This window comes from Paraburkholderia sp. CHISQ3 (assembly GCF_030464945.1).
Classification (GTDB): domain Bacteria; phylum Pseudomonadota; class Gammaproteobacteria; order Burkholderiales; family Burkholderiaceae; genus Paraburkholderia; species Paraburkholderia megapolitana.
In genome coordinates this window covers 92,599-113,089 of the sequence record NZ_JALPRG010000008.1, presented here as the reverse complement: position 1 = coordinate 113,089, position 20,491 = coordinate 92,599, and the positions used below count along the sequence as shown (strand labels likewise).

19 protein-coding genes are annotated in these 20,491 nt (G+C 63.3%); 12 read left to right on the top strand and 7 right to left on the bottom strand.

What is annotated here, in order from left to right; translation table 11 throughout:
* Positions 1 to 28: 28 nt before the first annotated feature.
* Positions 29 to 418 carry a cupin domain-containing protein gene (locus M0D65_RS20070; protein ID WP_266254240.1) on the bottom strand — a complete coding sequence of 130 codons (390 nt, stop codon included), beginning with the start codon at positions 416 to 418 and terminating at the stop codon, positions 29 to 31.
* A 145-nt stretch (positions 419 to 563) separates the two neighbouring features.
* Between M0D65_RS20070 and M0D65_RS20065 the strand changes: the two genes are divergently transcribed.
* Positions 564 to 1,460: a LysR family transcriptional regulator gene (locus tag M0D65_RS20065; RefSeq protein ID WP_266254239.1), complete on the top strand. Its 897-nt coding sequence runs from the start codon at positions 564 to 566 to the stop codon at positions 1,458 to 1,460.
* Between the two features lie 30 nt (positions 1,461 to 1,490).
* Here M0D65_RS20065 and M0D65_RS20060 read toward each other — a convergent pair whose 3' ends face one another.
* Both M0D65_RS20060 and M0D65_RS20055 read right to left on the bottom strand, forming a co-directional pair.
* Positions 1,491 to 2,522 carry a serine/threonine protein kinase gene (locus M0D65_RS20060; RefSeq protein ID WP_266254238.1) on the bottom strand — a complete coding sequence of 344 codons (1,032 nt, stop codon included), beginning with the start codon at positions 2,520 to 2,522 and terminating at the stop codon, positions 1,491 to 1,493.
* 73 nt (positions 2,523 to 2,595) lie between these two features.
* Entirely contained in the window at positions 2,596 to 2,808 is a 213-nt protein-coding gene (locus M0D65_RS20055; RefSeq protein ID WP_091019471.1) for a hypothetical protein, read from the bottom strand.
* Positions 2,809 to 3,205: 397 nt separating this feature from the next.
* On the opposite strand from M0D65_RS20055, the gene M0D65_RS20050 reads away from it, so the two are divergent.
* From M0D65_RS20050 to M0D65_RS20030, 5 genes are all read left to right on the top strand, one after another.
* Positions 3,206 to 6,403: an efflux RND transporter permease subunit gene (locus M0D65_RS20050; protein WP_266254237.1), complete on the top strand. Its 3,198-nt coding sequence runs from the start codon at positions 3,206 to 3,208 to the stop codon at positions 6,401 to 6,403.
* A gap of 12 nt (positions 6,404 to 6,415) precedes the next feature.
* A complete protein-coding gene (locus M0D65_RS20045) occupies positions 6,416 to 7,654 on the top strand; it encodes an efflux RND transporter periplasmic adaptor subunit (protein WP_266254236.1) in 1,239 nt (412 codons plus the stop codon).
* Between the two features lie 56 nt (positions 7,655 to 7,710).
* Positions 7,711 to 9,192, top strand: a complete 1,482-nt coding sequence (locus M0D65_RS20040) for an efflux transporter outer membrane subunit (RefSeq protein WP_266254235.1) — start codon at positions 7,711 to 7,713, stop codon at positions 9,190 to 9,192.
* 236 nt (positions 9,193 to 9,428) lie between these two features.
* A complete protein-coding gene (locus tag M0D65_RS20035; protein ID WP_266254426.1) occupies positions 9,429 to 10,574 on the top strand; it encodes an MFS transporter in 1,146 nt (381 codons plus the stop codon).
* A 270-nt stretch (positions 10,575 to 10,844) separates the two neighbouring features.
* The gene (locus M0D65_RS20030; protein WP_091019462.1) at positions 10,845 to 11,030 is read left to right on the top strand and encodes a hypothetical protein; all 186 of its coding nucleotides are present in this window, start codon (positions 10,845 to 10,847) and stop codon (positions 11,028 to 11,030) included.
* 31 nt (positions 11,031 to 11,061) lie between these two features.
* Here the strand turns inward: M0D65_RS20030 and M0D65_RS20025 are convergent, their stop codons facing one another.
* Positions 11,062 to 12,093, bottom strand: coding sequence for a fatty acid desaturase (locus M0D65_RS20025; protein WP_266254234.1), 1,032 nt, complete (start codon positions 12,091 to 12,093; stop codon positions 11,062 to 11,064).
* A gap of 166 nt (positions 12,094 to 12,259) precedes the next feature.
* Positions 12,260 to 13,303: an L-glyceraldehyde 3-phosphate reductase gene (gene mgrA / locus M0D65_RS20020; RefSeq protein WP_091019456.1), complete on the bottom strand. Its 1,044-nt coding sequence runs from the start codon at positions 13,301 to 13,303 to the stop codon at positions 12,260 to 12,262.
* A 231-nt stretch (positions 13,304 to 13,534) separates the two neighbouring features.
* Here mgrA and M0D65_RS20015 point away from each other — a divergent pair, with 231 nt between their 5' ends.
* Positions 13,535 to 13,738 carry a DUF3185 family protein gene (locus M0D65_RS20015; RefSeq protein ID WP_091019454.1) on the top strand — a complete coding sequence of 68 codons (204 nt, stop codon included), beginning with the start codon at positions 13,535 to 13,537 and terminating at the stop codon, positions 13,736 to 13,738.
* A 36-nt stretch (positions 13,739 to 13,774) separates the two neighbouring features.
* Here the strand turns inward: M0D65_RS20015 and M0D65_RS20010 are convergent, their stop codons facing one another.
* Positions 13,775 to 14,536: a phytanoyl-CoA dioxygenase family protein gene (locus M0D65_RS20010; RefSeq protein ID WP_266254233.1), complete on the bottom strand. Its 762-nt coding sequence runs from the start codon at positions 14,534 to 14,536 to the stop codon at positions 13,775 to 13,777.
* Between the two features lie 417 nt (positions 14,537 to 14,953).
* Between M0D65_RS20010 and M0D65_RS20005 the strand changes: the two genes are divergently transcribed.
* Entirely contained in the window at positions 14,954 to 15,313 is a 360-nt protein-coding gene (locus tag M0D65_RS20005) for a hypothetical protein (protein ID WP_091019563.1), read from the top strand.
* A 114-nt stretch (positions 15,314 to 15,427) separates the two neighbouring features.
* Here the strand turns inward: M0D65_RS20005 and metK are convergent, their stop codons facing one another.
* Positions 15,428 to 16,615 (bottom strand): methionine adenosyltransferase, encoded by a 1,188-nt coding sequence (gene metK, locus M0D65_RS20000; protein WP_091019449.1) that lies wholly within the window; start codon positions 16,613 to 16,615, stop codon positions 15,428 to 15,430.
* A gap of 276 nt (positions 16,616 to 16,891) precedes the next feature.
* On the opposite strand from metK, the gene M0D65_RS19995 reads away from it, so the two are divergent.
* The 4 genes from M0D65_RS19995 to xerC all read left to right on the top strand — a co-directional run bounded on the left by M0D65_RS19995 (position 16,892) and on the right by xerC (position 20,438).
* A complete protein-coding gene (locus M0D65_RS19995) occupies positions 16,892 to 17,776 on the top strand; it encodes a lipid A biosynthesis lauroyl acyltransferase (RefSeq protein ID WP_091019447.1) in 885 nt (294 codons plus the stop codon).
* A 95-nt stretch (positions 17,777 to 17,871) separates the two neighbouring features.
* Positions 17,872 to 18,735 (top strand): diaminopimelate epimerase, encoded by an 864-nt coding sequence (dapF, locus tag M0D65_RS19990; RefSeq protein WP_266254232.1) that lies wholly within the window; start codon positions 17,872 to 17,874, stop codon positions 18,733 to 18,735.
* Between the two features lie 51 nt (positions 18,736 to 18,786).
* On the top strand, positions 18,787 to 19,500 hold the full coding sequence (locus tag M0D65_RS19985; protein ID WP_266254231.1) for a DUF484 family protein: 714 nt from the start codon (positions 18,787 to 18,789) through the stop codon (positions 19,498 to 19,500).
* Positions 19,501 to 19,514: 14 nt separating this feature from the next.
* Complete coding sequence (xerC, locus tag M0D65_RS19980; protein ID WP_266254230.1) at positions 19,515 to 20,438, top strand: tyrosine recombinase XerC; 924 nt, start codon at positions 19,515 to 19,517, stop codon at positions 20,436 to 20,438.
* The last annotated feature ends 53 nt before the right edge of the window (positions 20,439 to 20,491 follow it).

The following is a 20,491-nucleotide window of genomic DNA, read 5'->3' as shown; positions in this document are numbered from 1 at the left end:
GACGTGTCTTTTGAACAGGGAGGCCCGGTCAGGGCGCGGGACGGATCACCCGGTCGGGTGACTCTTCGTATGGCGGCGAATAGATAACGAGAACGCGGACGGGCTCTTCGCTCACAACGGTGAACGTGTGCATCATCCCTGCCGGGAAATAACAGCAATCACCTGGCCTCAACTCGCAGCGTTGACCGTCCACTTCTGCTAGCGCAACACCCTCGAGCAGGTAGCACACCTGCTCGATATCCGGATGCGCATGGGGCAGAGCGCCTTTACCTTTCTCGATAGTCCCGTGCAGCACTTCAAGCCGCTGGGCGCCGACCGTTTCGCGACCGATCAGTCGTCGGTTCAATGTTCCGTGATGATTGGCGGGGTGGTATCCGGGCACGTCGTCCAGGCGGACGAAATATCGTTTGTGCGTCACGGCGGTGTCTCCTGTTTATCGATCGCGTTACACCGGAACCCGCTTGAGGGCGGCCCGAGACAGGCGAACGTATTCAGTGTGCATGCTCGTCGTGATATCCGTCCAACACTAGATTCGTTGCTTTTGATATATATTTAGTCTCACCATGATCGCCGCCCGCCTCCTGAACCAGTTCATCGCCGTCGCCGAAGAATTGCACTTCGGACGCGCCGCCGCGAGGCTGCATATGGCGCAGCCTCCGCTGAGTCAGGCCATTCAGAATCTCGAAGAAATCGTAGGCGTGGCGCTTTTTGCGCGTTCCAGACACTTCGTCGCGCTCACGCCTGCCGGGAAGGTATTTCTCGATGAAGCGCGCGCGTTGCTGGCGCAAGGTCAGCAAGCAATCGATGCGGCGCGGCGCGCCAACGAAGGTGTCTCGGGGCGCGTGGCAGTGGGTTTCGTCGGATCGGTCAGCTATGAGTTGCTACCGCGCATGCTGCGTCAATTTCGAATCCGCTTTCCGACAATCCATATCGATCTGCGCGAACTCACCTCGGTCGAGCAGATCGAGAATCTGCGCACCGGCAAGATCGATATCGGCATCCTGCGGCTCCCGATCAACGACGCGGCCGACCTGAACGTGCGCACCATCGAGGTCGAGCGTTTCATTGCCGTGATACCGCGTGACCATCGTCTCGCTGCGGCGCAGACCATCCGGCTCGAGGACCTCGCGGACGACGCGTTCATGACTTTCCCACCGGACCGGGTTCCGAGCCTGCACGCGAAATTCCTGCTGGCCTGCGAAGCTGCAGGGTTCAGCCCGCGGATCGCGCTCGAGGCGTGGCAGATGGCGAGTATGGTCAGTCTGGTCGCGGCGGGAATAGGTGTCGTGTTGCTGCCGGCGCAAGTACGTACCAGCCCGCACCCCGGGGTCGTGTACAAGGACCTCGCAAACGATTCCGATCACTTCCAGTTGAGGATCGCTGCGGCATGGCGCAGCAACGACGTCTCACCGAATGTGCAATCGCTGCTTGCGGTTCTGGATTCGCATATCACCGACTGACGCAGATACCGCACTATCCCGCAGTGCGGTTCAGAACACCGGCCACAGCGGCCCTTCCTGCATCGCACCGACCTGCTCGCGCAACTCGAGAATGCGGTCTTCCCAATAGCGCTGCGTGTTGAACCATGGAAACGCCGCCGGAAACGCCGGATCGTTCCAGCGACGCGCGAGCCACGCGGAGTAGTGAATCAGCCGCAACGTGCGCAGCGCTTCGATCAGATACAGCTCGCGCTGCTCGAATTCGCAAAAGTCCTCATAGCCCGCCAGCAGATCGGCAAGCGCGCGGGACGCCTCCTCACGTTCGCCGGGTAGCAGCAGCCACAGGTCCTGCACCGCCGGGCCCATGCGACTGTCGTCGAAATCGACAAAGTGCGGACCTGCATCGGTCCACAGCACGTTGCTCGGATGGCAGTCGCCGTGCATGCGCAGCGCGCGAATCTCGCCGGCACGCTCGAACGCCTGCTCGACACCTTCGAGCGCGAGATCGACCACCGTCGTCCACGCCGTGCGAACGTTGTCCGGCACGAAGCCGTGCGTGAGCAGAAACTCGCGCGGTTCGCGACCGAAGGTCTCGATGTCGAGCACAGGGCGTGCGGTGTAGTTGTGGGTCTGACCCACGGCATGAATCCGGCCGATAAAACGGCCGAGCCATTCGAGCGTGTCGCGCCGGTCGAGATCGGGAGCACGACCGCCGCGTCGCTCGAAGATCGCGAAGCGATAGTCGTCGAATGTATGTAGCGTGCGGCCTTCGAATGCGCGCGCCGGCACGGCGGGAATCTCGTGTGCGACGAGTTCGTCGACGAACGCGTGTTCTTCGAGAATCGCTTCATCGGTCCAGCGCGCCGGCCGATAAAACTTCGCGATCACCGGCGGGCCGTCTTCGACACCGATTTGATAAACGCGATTCTCGTAGCTGTTGAGCGGCAGCATGCGGCCGTCCGTGCGCACGCCGACCGTGCTGAGCACACCGTCGAGCGCGTCCAGCACGCATTCCGGCGTGAGCCGGGCGAAAGGCACGGCGCCGTCGGCGCCGCCCTGCAGGTCCTGGGTGTCGTGGTTCATGCCGGCATTGTGCCCCGCGCCGCCATGAATGACGAGCGCGGTTCGACAGTGCGCGGTCAAACCGCGCGACCGCTCAATGTATCTGCGCGCCGGCCGGTCGAACGAAGTCGCCGGTATCGATCAGGTCTTCAAGGAAAAAGGGTTCCGTGTTCAGTTGCAACGATGTACCGGGCTCACCGGCGTACCACGCCACCATTGCCATGTCGCCGAGCAGGCGCATGACTATCCCGCGCGCGCCCGCAGGCACGGCGATATGCACGGATCGGACGATAGAACCGACTTGCATGATGTTTCCCCGCTCTCCCATGCCGGCTGTTGAAAATTCATGCCGGTCAATGTGTGACAAAAACACGGCAACGTCGAAACGTTGCGCGCGCACCTGATTCGAACCGCGTGATGCTGTGACTCCGATACGTTCAGCTCATTGTTCCCGTTTTGACGAAACCGGGAAAGTAAAAAGTAATGGCAGATGTCCCCTCTTTCCATGCCATCACTCTTACGAAATGCTAACTGTAACGTATGGTAACGAATACAGCATACCTGCTGTAAGCGACGCTCCTCAAAATCGGGCATCCAGAATACGATACGCGCTATAGTCCAGGCGCGCGGGCAAGCCGACGCTCACGCGGCTTCAGCCACCCGCGCGGCCCGGCTGGTTTACCCTCACTTCGACCGCACCGCTCATGTGGATCGTTCGCCTGGCGCTGCGGCGCCCGTATACGTTCATCGTTCTCGCGTTGCTGCTGCTGATCGTGGGTCCGTTGACGATCCTGCGCACGCCGACCGATATCTTCCCGAATATCGACATCCCCGTGCTGTCGGTGATCTGGACGTATAACGGCCTGTCCGCCGATGAGATGGAAAAGCGCATCGTACTCAATTACGAGCGCGGCCTGTCGGTGGCGGTCAACGATATCGAGCATACCGAATCCACCTCGCTGAACGGCATCGCGGTCGTGAAGATATTCTTCCAGCCGCACGCGAACATCGAAGAAGCGCTCGCGGAAGTCACCGCACTGTCGCAAACGCAGTTGCGCTCGTTGCCGCCTGGCATCACACCGCCGAACATCCTGCGCTACAACGCATCGACAGTGCCGATCCTGCGGCTGTCGTTGTCGTCGGCATCGCTCACCGAGCAGGAACTGTTCGACTTCGGGAATAACTTTCTGAAGACGCAGCTCGCCACCGTGCCCGGCGCGTCCGCACCGTTGCCCTATGGCGGCAAGCAGCGGCAGATCATGGTCGACATCGATACGCGCAAGTTGCAGGAGCGCAACCTGTCGCCGATGGATGTCGTCAACGCAATCAGTGCGCAAAATCTGATCCTGCCGTCGGGTACGGCGAAAATCGGTTCGACTGAATACTCGGTGGAAATGAATGCGAGTCCCGATACGCTTGCGGGTCTGAACGATATCCCGATCAGGACGACGGACGCCGGCACGGTCTATATCCGCGACGTCGCGCACGTGCGTGACGGGTTCCAGCCGCAGACGAATATCGTCCGCGTGAATGGCCAACGGGCAGCGCTCCTGACGATCAACAAGAGCGGCAACACCTCGACGCTCGAAATCGTCGATCGCATCAAGCAGATGATGCCGGTGCTGCACAACCTCGTGCCTGCCTCGCTGAACATCGATCCCGTAGCCGACCAGTCGCTGTTCGTGCGCGCCTCGGTGCAGGGCGTGTTGCGCGAAGCGTTGATCGCCGCCTGCCTGACCGGCCTGATGATCCTTCTGTTTCTCGGCAACTGGCGCGCCACGCTGATCATCGCCGTATCGATTCCGCTGTCGATGATCACCTCCGTCATCGCGCTATCGGCGCTCGGCGAGACGATCAACATCATGACGCTAGGCGGTCTTGCGCTCGCGGTGGGGATTCTCGTCGACGATGCGACGGTGGCGATCGAGAACGTCAGTCATCAGCTGGAGCAGGGCAAGAATCTCGAACAAGCCATTCTGGACGGCGCGCACCAGATCGCGATTCCGACACTGGTGTCGACGCTGTCGATTTGTATCGTGTTCGTGCCGATGTTTTTACTGAGTGGCGTCGCGCACTATCTGTTCATCCCGCTCGCCGAAGCGGTCGTGTTCGCGATGCTCGCGTCGTACTTCTTCTCGCGTACGCTCGTGCCGACGCTCGCGAAGTATTTGCTGCGCCATCACCACCGGGTCGCTGATCCGCACCACGCCGGTGGCACAAACGCGGGCACGAGCCGCAATCCGTTCATGCGCGTGCATCTCGCATTCGAAGGCGGTTTTGCGCGGTTGCGCGAGCGTTATCGCACGTTCCTCGTTGCGCGTGTCGAGCGGCCGGGCGTATTCGTCGTGGTGTTTCTGCTGTGCTGCGGGCTGTCGTTGCTGCTGATCCCGTTTCTCGGTCGCGACTTTTTCCCGCAAGTCGATGCGGGCACGATCGCGCTGCATCTGCGCGCGAAAACCGGCATGCGTGTCGAGGAAACCGCGGTTGTCACGGATCGCGTCGATGCGCGAGTCCGTCAGTTGATTCCGCAGGACGAACTGCATTCGCTGATCGACAACATCGGGCTACCCGTGTCCGGTATCAACCTGTCGTACAGCAACACCGGCACGATCGGCACGTCGGATGCCGACGTACTGATCACACTCAACCCCGATCATCATCCAACCGCCGGCTACGTGCGTACCCTACGCCGCACGCTCACCGACGAGTTCCCCGGCGTGCAGTTCGCGTTTCTGCCCGCCGACATCGTCAGCCAGACGCTCAACTTCGGCATGCCGTCGCCGATCGATATCCAGATCGTCGGCCGCGACGTCGATGCCAACCGCGCGTTCGCCGCGACGCTGCTGAACCGGCTGCGCAGCGTGCCCGGCCTCGCCGACACGCGCATCCAGCAGCCCGCTGACCTGCCGCGCATCTTCATCGACGTCGACCGCACGCGAGCGCAGCAAGCGGGCTTCACGCAGAAGGACATTGCCAGCGACCTGCTGATCACACTCTCGGGCAGCCAGCAAACCACGCCGACGTTCTGGCTGAATCCGCGCAACGGCGTCAGCTACAACGTGATCACCGAAGCACCGCAATACACGATCGACTCGCTGCAGGCGCTCGCCAACATTCCGCTGAACGCAAACGGCCACAGCAATATTCTCGGTGCACTGTCGACGATGCGCCGCGAAGCGGGCCATGCGGTGGCCACGCACTACAACGCGCAATCGACGGTCGATATCTACGGCACCGCCGACAATCGCGATCTCGGCGCAGTCTCCGACGACATCGACAAGGTCATCGCCTCAGCCACCGCCGATTTGCCGAAGGGCTCGACGATCACCGTGCGCGGCCAGGTGCAAACGATGAACGACTCGTTCTCGGGGCTCTTCACGGGCCTGCTGTTTGCCATCGTGCTGGTGTATTTGCTGATTGTCGTGAACTTCCAGTCGTGGCTCGATCCGTTCATCATCATTACCGCGTTGCCGGGCGCGCTCGCGGGTATCGTCTGGATACTGTTTCTCACGCACACCACGCTGTCGATTCCGGCGCTCACCGGTGCAATCATGTGTATCGGCATCGCCACCGCGAACTCGATCCTCGTGATCAGCTTCGCGCGCGAGCAGTTGCTCGAACACGGCGACGCGACACGCGCGGCGATCGAAGCGGGATTCACACGCTTTCGTCCGGTGCTGATGACGGCGCTCGCGATGGTGATCGGCATGGTGCCGATGGCGATCGGTCTCGGCGAAGGCGGCGAACAGAACGCGCCGCTCGGACGCGCGGTGATCGGCGGGCTCACGATCGGTACGCTCGCGACGCTCGTGTTCGTGCCCGTGGTGTTCTCGATGATCTACCGGCGGCTTGCCGACCGGCGGCGGCGCTCGGCGGAGCATGTGGTTCACAAGTCATCCTGAGGCAAAGCATCGATGGAAGGTCAACGTCCTGACGAATCCCAGCCTGGCGGCACGGCCGCAAGCAAGCGGCGCACGCGCTGGCTGACTGTGCTGGCAATCGTCGTCGTGCTCGCGCTCGCGCTGCAGGGCATCTGGTCGCGGCACAGCGCGCACGCCGCGCTTGAGCGCGACGCAGAGCACGCAAGCGCGCTTAGCGTGGCTGTCGTACTGCCGCAGAAATCGTCGGCAGCACTCGATCTCGTGTTGCCGGGCAACGTGCAGGCGTTTCTCGATACGCCGATCTACGCGCGCACCAATGGCTACCTGAAGCAGTGGTACGCGGACATCGGTGCGCACGTGAAAGCCGGACAACTGCTCGCCGACATCGAAACGCCCGAGGTCGACGACCAGTTGCGCTCGGCGCGCGCGGATCTCGTGAACGCGGACGCAAACTATGCGCTCGCAAAAAGCACCGCCGACCGCTGGACCGAGATGCTGAAGAGCAAGTCGGTATCGAAACAGGAGACCGACGAGAAAGTCGGCGACATGCTCGCGAAGAAGGGCACGCTCGACGCCGCGCGCTTTAACGTCGCGCGACTCGAAAAGACCCAGTCGTTCCAGAAAGTCTATGCGCCGTTCGATGGGATCGTGACTGCGCGTAACGTCGATGTCGGCGCGCTGATCGACGCGGGCAGTGCGGGCGGTCCGGCAAAGGAGCTGTTCCATGTCGCGGCTGCCGACCGGCTGCGCGTCTACGTGAACGTGCCGCAGGCGTACGCGCAGGAAGTGCGCGCCCAGCAGACTGCGTATCTGACGTTGACCGAAGCGCCGTCGAAGCGCTATCCCGGCACCGTCGCGCGTACCTCCGGTGCCGTCGATCCGATCCAGCGCACGATGCTCGTCGAAGTGGACGTCGACAACCGCAGCGGCGCGTTGCTGCCGGGTGCGTATGCGCAGGTGCATTTCGCACTCGGCGCGGGGGCGGCACCTTATACGCTGCCGGGCAATACGCTGCTGTTTCGTCCGGGCGGCGTAACGGTTGCGACCGTCGACGCGCAACAGCACGTGAAGCTCGTACGCGTGTCGCTCGGCACCGATTTCGGCACGCGTGTCGCGATCGTGTCGGGGCTTCAGGGTAACGAGCGGGTGATCGTGAATCCGCAGGATTCGATCGTCGACGGTGCGCCGGTGCGGGTTGCTGCGACGAAGCCGGCAGCGAGTGCGGCCGCCGGTAGCAATGCGAGCGGTGAAACGCCGAAGGCTGCAGAGTGAAGCCGGCGAATCTTTTCTTGAGCACAACAGTGCGGTTGCAGTCTGCACGCGCGGTCATGCGTGCCGCGCCCCTTGTTGCACCTCTTGGTATTTCTCTCGCCGCGCTGATCGTCGCCGGCGTACTAGGCGGATGCGCGGTTGGCCCGGACTACGTGCGACCGACGGCCACTACGGCCGCGACTTACAAGGAACTCGAAGGCTCCGGCTGGCAGCCCGCACAACCCGCCGACACTACCCTGCGCGGCGCATGGTGGAAGATCTACGGCGACCCCGCGCTGAACGCTCTCGAACAGCAGGCCGGCAGTGCGAACCAGAACGTACAGGCCGCGCAAGCGCGTTTTCGCGCGGCCCGCGCGGCGGTCGCGCAGTTCCGCTCGAACTTCTTTCCGGTCGTAGGCGCGGGCGGCGATTTCTCTCGCACGCGCACGTCGGACAACGTGATGTACAAGTCGACGGCCGGTTACACGATCAACGATTACGTCGTGCAGGGCGACGCGTCGTGGGAGCCCGATCTGTGGGGCCGCGTGTCGCGCAGTGTCGAAGGTGCGAAGGCGAATGCGCAAGCCAGCGCCGCCGACGTGCAGTCCGCGCTGCTGTCGATGCAGGCCGAACTCGCCACCGATTACTTCGAACTGCGCGGCATCGACAGCGAACGCCGTCTGCTCGACGACACGATCAAGGCGTATCGCGAAGCGGTCGATCTGACGCAGCATCGTCTGACAGGTGGCATCGCCACCGACGCCGACGTCGCGCAGGCGCAAACGCAACTGCAAACCACCGAGGCCCAGGCCATCGATCTCGACGTGCAGCGCGCGCAGCTCGAACACGCGATCGCGATTCTCACCGGCCAGTCGCCATCCACGTTTGCGCTGCCGGTCGCGCCGCTCGCAGCCGTGCCGGTCGTCGCGCCCACCGGCGTGCCGTCGGCGCTGCTCGAGCGGCGGCCCGACATTGCATCGGCGGAACGTCATATCGTCGATATGAATGCGCAGATCGGCGTGGCGACTGCTGCGTTCTTTCCGAACCTGATCCTCTCGGTGACCGGTGGCCTTGAGGCGACCAACTACAGCCAGTGGCTGATGGCGCCCGCGCGGTTCTGGTCGCTCGGTCCGTCGCTGGCCGGTACGCTGCTCGACTTCGGCGGGCGCGCAGCGGTGAAGGCGCAGGCCGAAGCGCACTACGACGAAAGCGTCGCGCAGTACCGGCAAACGGTGCTGAGCGCATTCGGCCAGGTCGAAGACAATCTCGCCGCGCTGCGCGTGTTCGAGCAGGAAGCCCGCGCGCAGGATCAGGCCGTCGCCGCGGCCGAGCGGGCACTCGCGATCGTCTCGGATCGCTACAAGAACGGCGCGATCACCTATCTCGATGTCGTCGTCGCGCAAACCACCGCGCTCACGAACGAGCGGCAAGCCGTATCGATCGCGCGGCGGCGGATGGCTGCGAGCGTCGCGTTGATCAAGGCGCTTGGGGGCGGGTGGGACGCGTCGCAGTTGCCTACCGGCGATCAGCTCGTTCATCCTGCTGCGGCAAACGGCTGAGCGCATACGTGCAACTGTTGCGCACCACGGCATCCCATACTTCCCGATCGGCGTATCGTTGAGACCTTTGCACCGCTCATCGCGCTGCTCACCTTCACCGCTCGGGAGACCGCTTCTTGACTGCATCGCCGGACCGTTACCGGACTGCTTCCACTGCCACTCCTTCATCCACCCCGCGACACGACGAGCCCTACCTCGAACGCGGCACACCGGCCTACTGGCGCGCGAGCGTCGCGCTGCTGTTCGCGGGCTATGCGACGTTCTCGTTGCTCTACTGCGTGCAACCGTTGCTGCCCGCGTTTTCCGAGGCGTTCGGCGTAAGTCCCGCGCAAAGCAGTCTGTCGCTGTCGCTCACGACGGCCGCACTCGCAGTCGCCGTGTTCGTCGCGGGCTTCGTGTCGGAGGGCTGGAGTCGTCATCGATTGATGACGGCATCGCTGACGTTGTCCGCCGTGCTGACGCTCGCCGTCGCCTTCACACCGCACTGGCATCCGCTGCTCGTGTTGCGCACGCTCGAAGGGCTCGCGCTAGGCGGCGTGCCAGCCGTCGCGATGGCGTACCTCGCGGAAGAAGTGCATCCCGATGGCCTCGGTCTTGCGATGGGTCTGTACGTCGGCGGCACCGCGATCGGCGGGATGGCCGGACGCGTGATCACGGGCATCGTCGCGGACCTGTTCTCGTGGCGCGTCGCGATCGGCACGATCGGTGTCCTCGGTCTGCTGTCGATGCTCGCGTTCCGCGCACTGCTGCCGCCGTCGCGTCACTTCGTCCCGCGGCGCGGGCTTGGTTTCGCGCAGCGCGGTCGCGCACTCGCGAAGCACCTCCGGCATCCGGGTCTGTGCAGACTGTTCGCGATGGGTTTCGTCCTGATGGGCAGCTTCGTCACGCTCTACAACTACATCGGCTACCGGCTGCTTGCGCCACCGTACCGGATGAATCAGGCGACCATCGGCGCGATCTTCGTCGTGTATCTGACCGGCGTGGTGGCGTCGCCGTGGTCCGGAAGGCTCGCCGATTCGTTTGGCCGTGGCCGCGTGCTGATCGCGAGCCTCGTACTCATGCTCATCGGGCTCGGACTCACAATGCTGAATCCAGTCGCCGCAATCGCCGCCGGCATCGCGTGCGTGACGTTCGGCTTCTTTGCGGGCCATGCGGTGGCGAGCGGCTGGATTGGGCGGCTGGCAAAAGAAGCGAAAGGACAGGCCGCCGCGCTCTATCTGCTTGCCTACTATCTCGGCTCGAGCATCGTCGGTTCGTATGGTGGGCGGTTCTGGACCGCGCATGGCTGGAACGGCGTCGCGGGGCTGGTGTGCGCGCTGCTTTTGCTCGGCATCGCCGACGCCTGGTCGCTGCGCATGCGCGAACGCAATGGGGAAGCCTGAAGCGCAGAAATGCGGGTGCGATCGCCTTTTAACCTCGAATCCGCATAATCGGAAAGCGAGTTGTAAGTATCCACTACACATTTCCGGAGCCCTGGAAAATCGTGCAAAACCGCGCCCCGTCTAGCTCTTATCGCGTACGAAGCGTCGCTCTAACAGCATCTTGACGCGTAACAGCCAGTAAACCGTCGCCTATACTCGAAACAAGCCCGACGCCCGCCATAGAAAAATCAGACGCGGCGTACGCAGCGAGGATCCTATAAGGAGACGAGCATGACGACCTACTTTACGATCAGCGATTTCATCCTGGTGATTCCGATGGCGTTGGCTGGCGCGCTATTTCTTGGCGCGTTGCCGTGTGCGACGGAATTCAAGCACAACATCCTGCGCGTGCTCGGTGCACTACTCGGTGTCGCGTTTGCGGTGGTGCTCGTCGAAGGTCTACCGGCGCTGATGTGACGCTCGAACGCGTCACCTGCAACCGATCTGTTCAACGCACCCTGCCGAACCGCCCGAACTGTTTGAGCGCGGTACGGAAGTAGGGAGCGTCGGCGTCCGATGCATTTGATGCGGCCGCCGCAATGTCGTGCGCGAGCGCGGGGAGCGCTGTCCACGGCAAGGTCGGGTGTCGATGATGCAACTGGTGCAGATGATGATTCATCAGCACGGGCTGCCAGAAGGACGGCACGCGGAAATTGCGCGCCCGTCCGGGTTCGTCGAGCTGGACATCGTAATGCGGCAGGTTGTCCGCCAGCGACAGCCACACGCCGCGCAAATACATCGTGACGAGCAGCACCGGCCACCACGCGCCGTATAGATAGAACGCGACCGCATGCAGTCCGAGCGACAGCAGCCAGTCGCGCCGGATGCGTGCGCGTCGTGCCGGATCGACGGCAAAGCCGACGAACAATCGCTGCACGTCCGCCCCAACCGGCCCTTCGCTGCCGACCGCGTACGCCACCAGTCGACGCGCGTATCGCTGCGGCACAAAAGCGAGCAGCGGCATAACGAGTTCCCCTGCATACAGACCGCCGAGCAGCCGCGCGTAATAGCGAACCCGCGCGCGCAGATGCTGTGTCGTTCCGTCGTGTACGTCCGGGCGATCGAATGGTTCGCGTGTGAAGCGATGGTGCATCAGGTGGCCGAAACGCACGGCATCGAAAGGCAGCATGAAAGCGATGGCCAGCATGCGCGCGATTAATTCGTTCAGGCGACGTTGCGGCAGCAGTTGCCCGTGAATCGCCTCGTGTATCAAGCCCCAGTGCATCGGTGCGAGTATCGCGAGCGGGATGATGAGCCACAACGCTGCCGGTCCTACATGCCGCAGTAGCAGCGGTAGCCCGAACAACTGCAGCAATACCGCCGACACCACGACGGCGAGCAATGCGAGGTTTGCGCGCACGTCGATGGCAACACGGCGGCGCGTGGGCGCCTCGCGATCGGCGGGATCCGCGCGATCCACATGATCCACGCCCGCTGCCGACAATCCGTCCGGCTTCCCCGCAGCCGCCTGTGCGTCCATCTTCGCTCCGTCGACACGATGTCGCCGGAGAACTTAGCAATGCCACATGACAACTGGAAGAATCGCCGCTGCTCCGGTGACAACTGGTAAGCAACGCAACAGCAGTGCAGCAAAAAGCCGCCTTACGGCGGCCCTTCGATTGCGTACGAACGAAAGCTTTGCGACGTCAGATAGCCTGATCCGTCGATGGCTTCTCCCACAGATTAACGCCGCCCTCGGTTGCGTAACGGTCGATCTCCGCGAGTTCTTCCGTCGAAAACGCGAGGTTCTTCAGCGCACCGACGTTCTCACGCACCTGTTCCGGCTTGCTCGCGCCGATCAGCGCCGACGTCACACGCGCATCGCGCAGCGTCCATGCAAGCGCCATCTGCGCGAGGCTCTGGCCGCGACGCTGCGCAATATCGTTCAGCTTGCGCACGTGTTCGATGTTTTCGGCGCTCAGGTGGTCCTGCTTCAGCGAGCCGCCACCCGGTTTGTTGACGCGCGCATCGGCGGGCACGCCGTTCAGATACTTGCTCGTCAGCAGACCCTGCGCGAGCGGCGTGAACGCGATGCTGCCTGCACCGACGTCATCGAGTGCGCCGAGCAGTTCGCGCTCCATCCAGCGGTTGAGCAGGTTGTACGCGGGCTGATGGATCAGCAGCGGCACCTTGTATTCGCCGAGCAGCTTCGCGATTTCGCGGGTCTTCGTCGCCGAGTACGACGAAATGCCGATGTACAGCGCCTTACCCTGCTGCACCGCGCTCGCCAGCGCACCGGCCGTTTCCTCGAGCGGCGTATCGGCATCGAAGCGATGCGAGTAGAAGATGTCGACGTAATCGAGACCCATACGTTGCAGGCTTTGATCGAGACTCGCGAGTATGTACTTGCGCGAGCCGCCGCCCTGACCATACGGCCCCGGCCACATGTCCCAGCCCGCCTTCGACGAGATCAGCAGTTCGTCGCGGTACGGCTTGAAATCGTCCTTGAACAGCCGGCCGAAATTCGTTTCGGCGCTGCCGTACGGCGGCCCGTAGTTGTTCGCGAGATCGAAGTGGGTGATGCCGAGATCGAACGACGTGCGCAGGATGTCGCGTTGCGTCGACAGCGGTGTCGTGTCGCCAAAGTTGTGCCACAGGCCCAGCGACAGCGCAGGCAGTTTGAGACCCGATTTGCCGCAAACGCGGTACTGCATTTCCGAATAGCGTGCCGAAGCTGCTTCGTAGGCCATGGGTGAAGTCCTTGGTGAGAAAGAGACAGGCTGAGAAAGAATGCCCGCCAACGCCATGCGGCGATGCGCGGTCAGAGCGAGGATGCCGAACGCATTATGTTAGCGAATCGTGACGCGCCTTGCAGGCCGACATGCGACGAGCGGAAACGGGCCGTCGCGTGAGCAACGGGATGGACGTTGCAGCGCGCGTCTTCTACACTGCGGCCCACGATTTCATCGACGAGGCGTTTCATGGGTAAGGTAATTTCGCTCGCATTGCTGGCGGGCGGTGTGGTGCTGCTGTATTTCGGTGGGCAATCGTTCCACTCGTTCAGCAACGAGGTGTCGCGGGTGTTCACCGGTGCGCCGACTAACCGCACGATGTATCTGATCGTGGGCGGTGTAGTCGCGACACTCGCTGGATTGACCGGGCTCGTCGTGTCGGGCAAACGCTAGCGCTTGCGTTTGCGCTAGCCCGGCTTCCGGTACGCCCTAGAATGCGACTTCCGGTGTCGACGCGGAACGCGAGCCCGGCAGCGGCACGTTGCTCGCGCCGTGATACGTGAACACCAGCGAAAACTTCACGTCGTCGGACACGTTCTTGCCCGCCGAATGCAGCGTGTTGCAGTGGAAGAACACGACGTCGCCGGCTTTCAGTTCGGGGGAGAACGCGGTCTGGATCAGCGCCTGATTTTCCGGCAGATCCGAGCGGAAGAATTTCGCGTTGTCGAAGCGGTCCGACGTGAAGGTCCTGCTGTGCGAACCCGGCACGAACCAGAGCCCGCCGTTATCGACCGTTTCCGGACCGAGCGCGAGCCACATCGACACCAGGTCGTCCCGTTCGAACGACCAGTAGCGCACATCGCGATGCCAGCCGGTCAGGCTGCCGTAGGTCGGATGCTTGGTCATCATGCAGTTGTGATGCGCACGCGACAAACGCGGTTCCTCGCCGAAGTACAACTCCATCCAGCCGCGGATCTCCGGCGCAGTCGACCATTCGCGAAAGCTCGCGTGACGCCCGTAGGCATCGAGCAGGCGTCGCACGGTATGGCCACCGGGCGCGTGTTTCGATTCCGGTGCGCCCGGATAACGCAGATCCGCCTCGAATTCGGCTGGCATCGCGGCTTCCTGCAATTGCTGCTGTGCAACCTGCTTCAGTTGCGCGCAGCGCTCGGGCGACACCAGCCCCGAGACGACGACGAAACCCTGCTCCCGCAGCGTCTGGATCTGCTCTTTCTTCGAATGGCCTGACATGGGGTGTTCCGCTTCTTTGGACTGACTGTAGGCTCGATTGTAAATCGTGCGGGATCGCGCTGCCTCGGGATTCCTGCGTCAATGGGGCGCACTGCACGACGCGAGGGCAAGCGTGCACGGGCATCGCTCCCAAAGGGCATGATTGGGCGGACCGCCGCGAGGGTAAAAACCGACTTTCGACAGTCATGAATCGCGTGTAGCCTGCGTTCATGTCGTCTGTAATTTCCGCCTTCCGCTGTGTGTGCAGCCCTCAGAGGCCCGTGCCACAAGCGCCGATATACCTCGATCGCCCTCCCGGCTTTCCCGACGCGCCCGCCATGTTGCGATTGATATCGCACGTGGCGTTCCGGTTGGCATGCTTGCTGCGTGTTGCAGCATCATCTCCTGACGCGCGCGCCGCCGCCCATTTTCGAAGCCATGCACAATTTTTTTAGCACCCGACTCACCCACGCCGCGCTCACTGCGGCGCGTCCGGCGCGGCGCCATGTCATGCGCGCGCTGCGTCATCACTCCGCCCGCACCCGCGCACTCGCCGAGCAATTGCGCGATGCACGGCCGGTCGACGGCATTCGTACCTGGTTCTATGCGTTCTTCTCGACGCTGCGGTCCCGGCGCGCGTCGCATCGACTGTCGCTGCGTACGTTGCTGCGCAAACCGGCGCCGCTGCGTGCGCCATCCACGCTGCGTATTCCCGCGCCGCACAGCACAAGCCGTCGGCCGCGAAGGCTCGGTGCGAGTAGCGCCGGGTGGTTTGCGTTCGCGTTCGCTACGCGTTAAATCCTGCCGCGTGGCGGCGTTGCCCTCAGGGTTGTCAAAACCGCCGCGCATGAAAAAACCCCGTAAGGCAATGCCGTACGGGGTTTGATCGATACAGCCGTAACCAATGCTTGCTTACACGAGCGCGGCAACCGGCTCCGTGCCAGCAGCTTCGGCGAGCAACAGCGCCTTATCGGTGGCTTCCCACGAGAATTCCGGCTCTTCGCGGCCAAAGTGACCATACGCCGCGGTCTTTTCGTAGATCGGACGCAGCAGATCAAGCATCTGGATGATGCCCTTCGGACGCAGATCGAAATGTTCCTGCACGAGGCGCGTGATCGTCGCATCCGATACGCGGCCGGTACCGAACGTGTTGACCATCACCGAAGTGGGTTGCGCCACACCGATCGCATACGACACCTGGATCAGGCAACGCGACGCGAGGCCCGCGGCCACGATGTTCTTCGCGACATAACGGCCTGCATAAGCGGCCGAGCGATCCACCTTCGACGGATCCTTGCCCGAGAACGCACCGCCGCCGTGCGGAGCTGCGCCGCCGTACGTATCGACGATGATCTTGCGACCCGTCAGACCGCAATCGCCTTGCGGACCGCCGATCACGAACCGGCCCGTCGGGTTCACGAGGAACTTGATGTCGCCCTTGATGAGCTCGGCCGGCAGCGTCGGCTTGATGATCTCTTCGATCACGGCTTCGCGCAGCACGGACAGTTCGATGTCCGGAGAATGTTGCGTGGACAGCACGACGGTGTCGATTGCATGCGGCTTGCCGTCGACGTAGCGCACCGTAACCTGCGACTTCGCATCGGGACGCAGCCAGGGCAGGCGACCGTCGCGGCGCAGATTCGCCTGACGCTCGACGAGGCGGTGCGACAGGTGGATCGGCAACGGCATCAGCTCAGGCGTTTCTTCGCATGCGTAGCCGAACATCAGGCCCTGGTCGCCGGCGCCCTGATCGAGATTGTTGTCGTGCGCACGGTCGACGCCTTGCGCGATGTCCGGCGACTGCTTGTCGTAGGCGACGAGCACGGCGCAGCCGCGGTAGTCGATGCCGAACTCGGTGTTGTCGTAGCCAATGCGCTTGATCGTTTCGCGTGCGACCTGGATGTAGTCGACGTTGGCGGTCGTGGTGATTTCACCTGCGAGCACGACGAGACCGGTGTTGCACAGCGTTTCCGCTGCGACACGCGAGTATTTGTCCTGCGTCAGGATGGCATCGAGAATCGCGTCCGAAATCTGGTCCGCGACTTTGTCGGGATGGCCTTCGGAAACGGATTCGGAAGTGAAGAGATAATCGTTTGCCACGTTACAGACTCCTGATGTGTGGTTACGGTTGAGTTTCACGTAGCCAGCCTCGGTGTCTGAAGCGGCGACGCTTTAGCGGATTTCCAGACCGGCCTCGACGCGTAATGCATGCATCGTTGTACCGGCTTCGCCCCGCAAGTTGTCTATTAACTCGGCGAAGCCTTTATTATAGCGACTTCTTCAATTTGTCGCAGAGTACCCACGCGTGCTGTATATCCATTCGTCTGCCGCATTTAGCGGCACCGCACCGCACAATGTCGCGCCCGGAGCATTTTCATGCTGAGCCGGATTGGCGTGAAGCTGGCCGTTGGCCTGCTGAAACTGTTCGCGCTGCTGCCGTACGGCTTCGTCGCGCGCCTCGGCGACGGGCTCGGCTGGCTGCTCTATCAGATCCCGAGCCGGCGCAGGCGCATCGTCCACATCAACCTGAAGCTGTGCTTCCCCGAATGGAGCGACGAGCGTCGCGAAGAGGTCGCGCAGAAGCACTTCCGCCATGCGATCCGCAGCTACGTCGAGCGTAGCGTGCAGTGGTTCGGCTCGGCGAAGAAGCTCGAAAAGCTGATCGAGGTGGTTAGCGACGTCGATCTCCTCGACCCCGATATGCCGCCCACGCTGCTACTCGGCTTTCATTTTGTCGGCATCGAGGCGGGCTCGGTCTTCATCAACTATTCGCTGCATCGGCCCTGCGGTTCTCTATACCAGCCGATGTCGAACCCCGAACTCGAAGCCGTCGCCAAGGCGGCGCGCGGCCGCTTCGACGCGGAGCTGGCAAGTCGCGCGGACAGCGCGCGCATCGTGCTGCGCTGGCTGCGCGAGCGCAAGCCGGTGATGCTCGGCGCGGACATGGACTACGGCATGCGCAATTCGACCTTCGTGCCGTTCTTCGGCGTGCAGGCGTGCACGCTGACCGCGGTCGGCCGGTTCGCGAAGGTGGGGCGCGCGCAGGTGTTGCCGTTCATCGGCGAGGTGCTGCCGAACTACAAGGGCTACCGTCTGCGCGTATTCAAGCCGTGGGAAAACTATCCGACCGGCGACGACGAGGCGGATGCGCGCTACATGAACGCGTTCCTCGAAGAGCAGATTCTGCGCATGCCGGAGCAGTACTACTGGGTGCACAAGCGCTTCAAGACACGCCCGCCGGGCGAGCCCGGTTTTTACTGAAGCGTTGCGGCGCGGCGCGCGATGCGCGACTAGCGCCTCGCTGCACCCCGACAACAAACGCATAAACGCCCCCGCGCGTCCCTTACAATAGCGGGATGAAACTGAAATTCACCAAAATGCACGGCGCGGGCAACGACTTCGTCGTGCTCGACGGCATCACGCAGCCGCTCGATCTCACGGCCACGCAGGTGCGCGCGCTCGCAGACCGGCATTTCGGCATCGGCGCGGACCAGTTGCTGCTGGTCGAGAAACCGACCATCGACGGTGTCGATTTCAGATATCGCATCTACAACTGCGACGGCGGCGAAGTCGAACATTGCGGCAACGGTGCGCGCTGCTTCGTGAAGTTCGTGCGCGACGCGGGCCTGACCGATAAAAGCAGCGTGCGCGTCCAGGTGCAGAACGGCATCATCACGTTGACGATGCAGGCCAACGGCGAAGTTGTCGTCGATATGGGCAGCCCGATCTTCGAACCGGCACACGTGCCGTTCGATGCGAGCGGTCTCGACGGCCGCCGCGAAGGCGACGACACGCTCTGGCCGCTCGATGTGAATGGTGCGACGCGCTGGATCTCGACGGTATCGATGGGTAATCCGCATGCGGTGCAGGTCGTCGACGACACCGAAGCCTTTGCAGTCGCCACCGACGGTCCGATCATCGAACACCATCCGCGCTTTCCTCAACGCGTCAACGCGGGCTTCATGCAGATCGTCGGGCGCCGCGAGATCAACCTGCGTGTGTATGAGCGCGGCGCAGGCGAGACGCTTGCATGCGGCACCGGCGCATGTGCCGCGGTCGCGGCCGGCATCCGGCGCGGACTGCTCGACTCGCCGGTCACGGTGCACACGCACGGCGGCACGTTGACCATTTCGTGGGACCGTACGCAGAACGGCGCACCGTTGCTGATGTCGGGCCCCGCCGTCACCGTCTTCGCAGGCGAGATCGAGCTGGCCGACTGATTTTTCTCATTTAACGCAGCGTCCGGCAACGGGCGCCTATCCGCCGAAACCATGAACGATCGCGAAGTCGCCGAATACCTGCTAGCCAACCCCGAATTCTTCGCCGAACACGCGGAGATGCTCGCGACCATCCGGCTTGCGAACCCGCACGGCAAGGCTGCCGTGTCGCTGCAGGAGCGGCAGATGGACATGCTGCGCGACAAGAACAAGCACCTCGAACGCCGTCTCGCCGAGCTCGTGCGCTACGGGCACGAGAACGACAGCATCGCGTCGAAGTTCAACCGCTGGACCGAGCGTGTGATCGCCGAGCGCGATCCGTATGCGCTGCCGCGCGTGATCGCGCACGGCCTGCGCGAGGTCTTCGATGTGCCGCAAGCCGCGCTGCGCGTATGGGATGTCGCCGAGCAATATGCGCACGCCGATTTCACGCGGCAGGTCGGCGAAGAAGTGCGGATCTTCGCGAACAGCCTTGCTACGCCGTATTGCGGCGCGAACTCGGGCTTCGAAGCTGCGCAATGGCTCGCGCCGTCCGTCGCCGCGGTACCGGACGACTCGACAGGCGACGCTGCGGCGCCTGACACGATCGAATCGATCGCGCTGCTTGCACTGCGCGATCCCGAGGGCAACGAAGATGCCACCGCCTTCGGCCTGCTGGTGATGGGCTCGCCCGATCCGCGACGCTTCCACGACGGCATGGCCACCGACTTCCTCACGCACATCGGTGCGCTCGCCAGCGCGGCGCTGAGCCGTCTGCTGCCGCGCTAACGCGCGCCGCCATCGTGACCCCCGCCGATCCCGTCGCCGACTACCTCTCAAACCTCGAACACGAGCGGCGGCTGTCGACGCATACGTTGCGCGGCTACACACACGAACTCGACGAACTGAAGAAGCTCGCAAACGGCAGGGCGCTCGAAAGCCTCACTGCCATCGATATCCGCGGCGCGGTCTCGCGCGCGCACGCAGGCGGGCTGTCGGCGCGCTCGATCGCTCACCGGCTGTCCGCGTGGCGCGCGTTTTATCGCTGGTTCGCGGGACGTATCGATCTGCCGGCCAACCCGGTCGCGACCGTGCGTGCGCCGAAGCGCCCGAAGACGCTGCCAAAGGCGCTCTCCGTCGACGACACACACCGTCTGATGGAAGCGCCTGCCGCCGAGGGCACCGAAGGTGTCCGCGACCACGCGATTCTCGAGCTGTTCTATTCGTCCGGGCTGCGGCTCGCCGAACTCGTCGGGCTCGATGCGCAGTACGCGAGCGTCGGTGGCTATCAATCGGCGGGCTGGCTCAAGCTCGACTCCGCTGAAGTCGAAGTGCTCGGTAAAGGCAACCGGCGACGCGTCGTACCGGTGGGCAGCAAGGCAATCGATGCATTGCGCGCGTGGCTCGCGGTGCGCGGCGAATTCGTCAAACACGATCCACATCCGCTGTTTCTGTCGGTGCGCGGCAACCGGATGTCGCCGAACGTCGTGCGCGATCGCGTGAAGCGCGCGGCGCTCGTGGCGGGTATTCCGGCCAACGTGCATCCCCACGTGCTGCGTCACTCGTTCGCGACGCACGTGCTGCAGTCGAGCGGCGATCTGCGCGCCGTACAGGAACTGCTCGGCCACGCCAGCATCACCGCTACGCAGGTCTATACGGGCCTCGATTTCCAGCATCTCGCGCGCATTTACGACCAGGCGCACCCGCGCGCAAAGAAGCGCGGCTGAAGTCTTCCGCATGCGTGCTCACGCGCTCACAGCCGGCGCACCGCCGTGCTGAA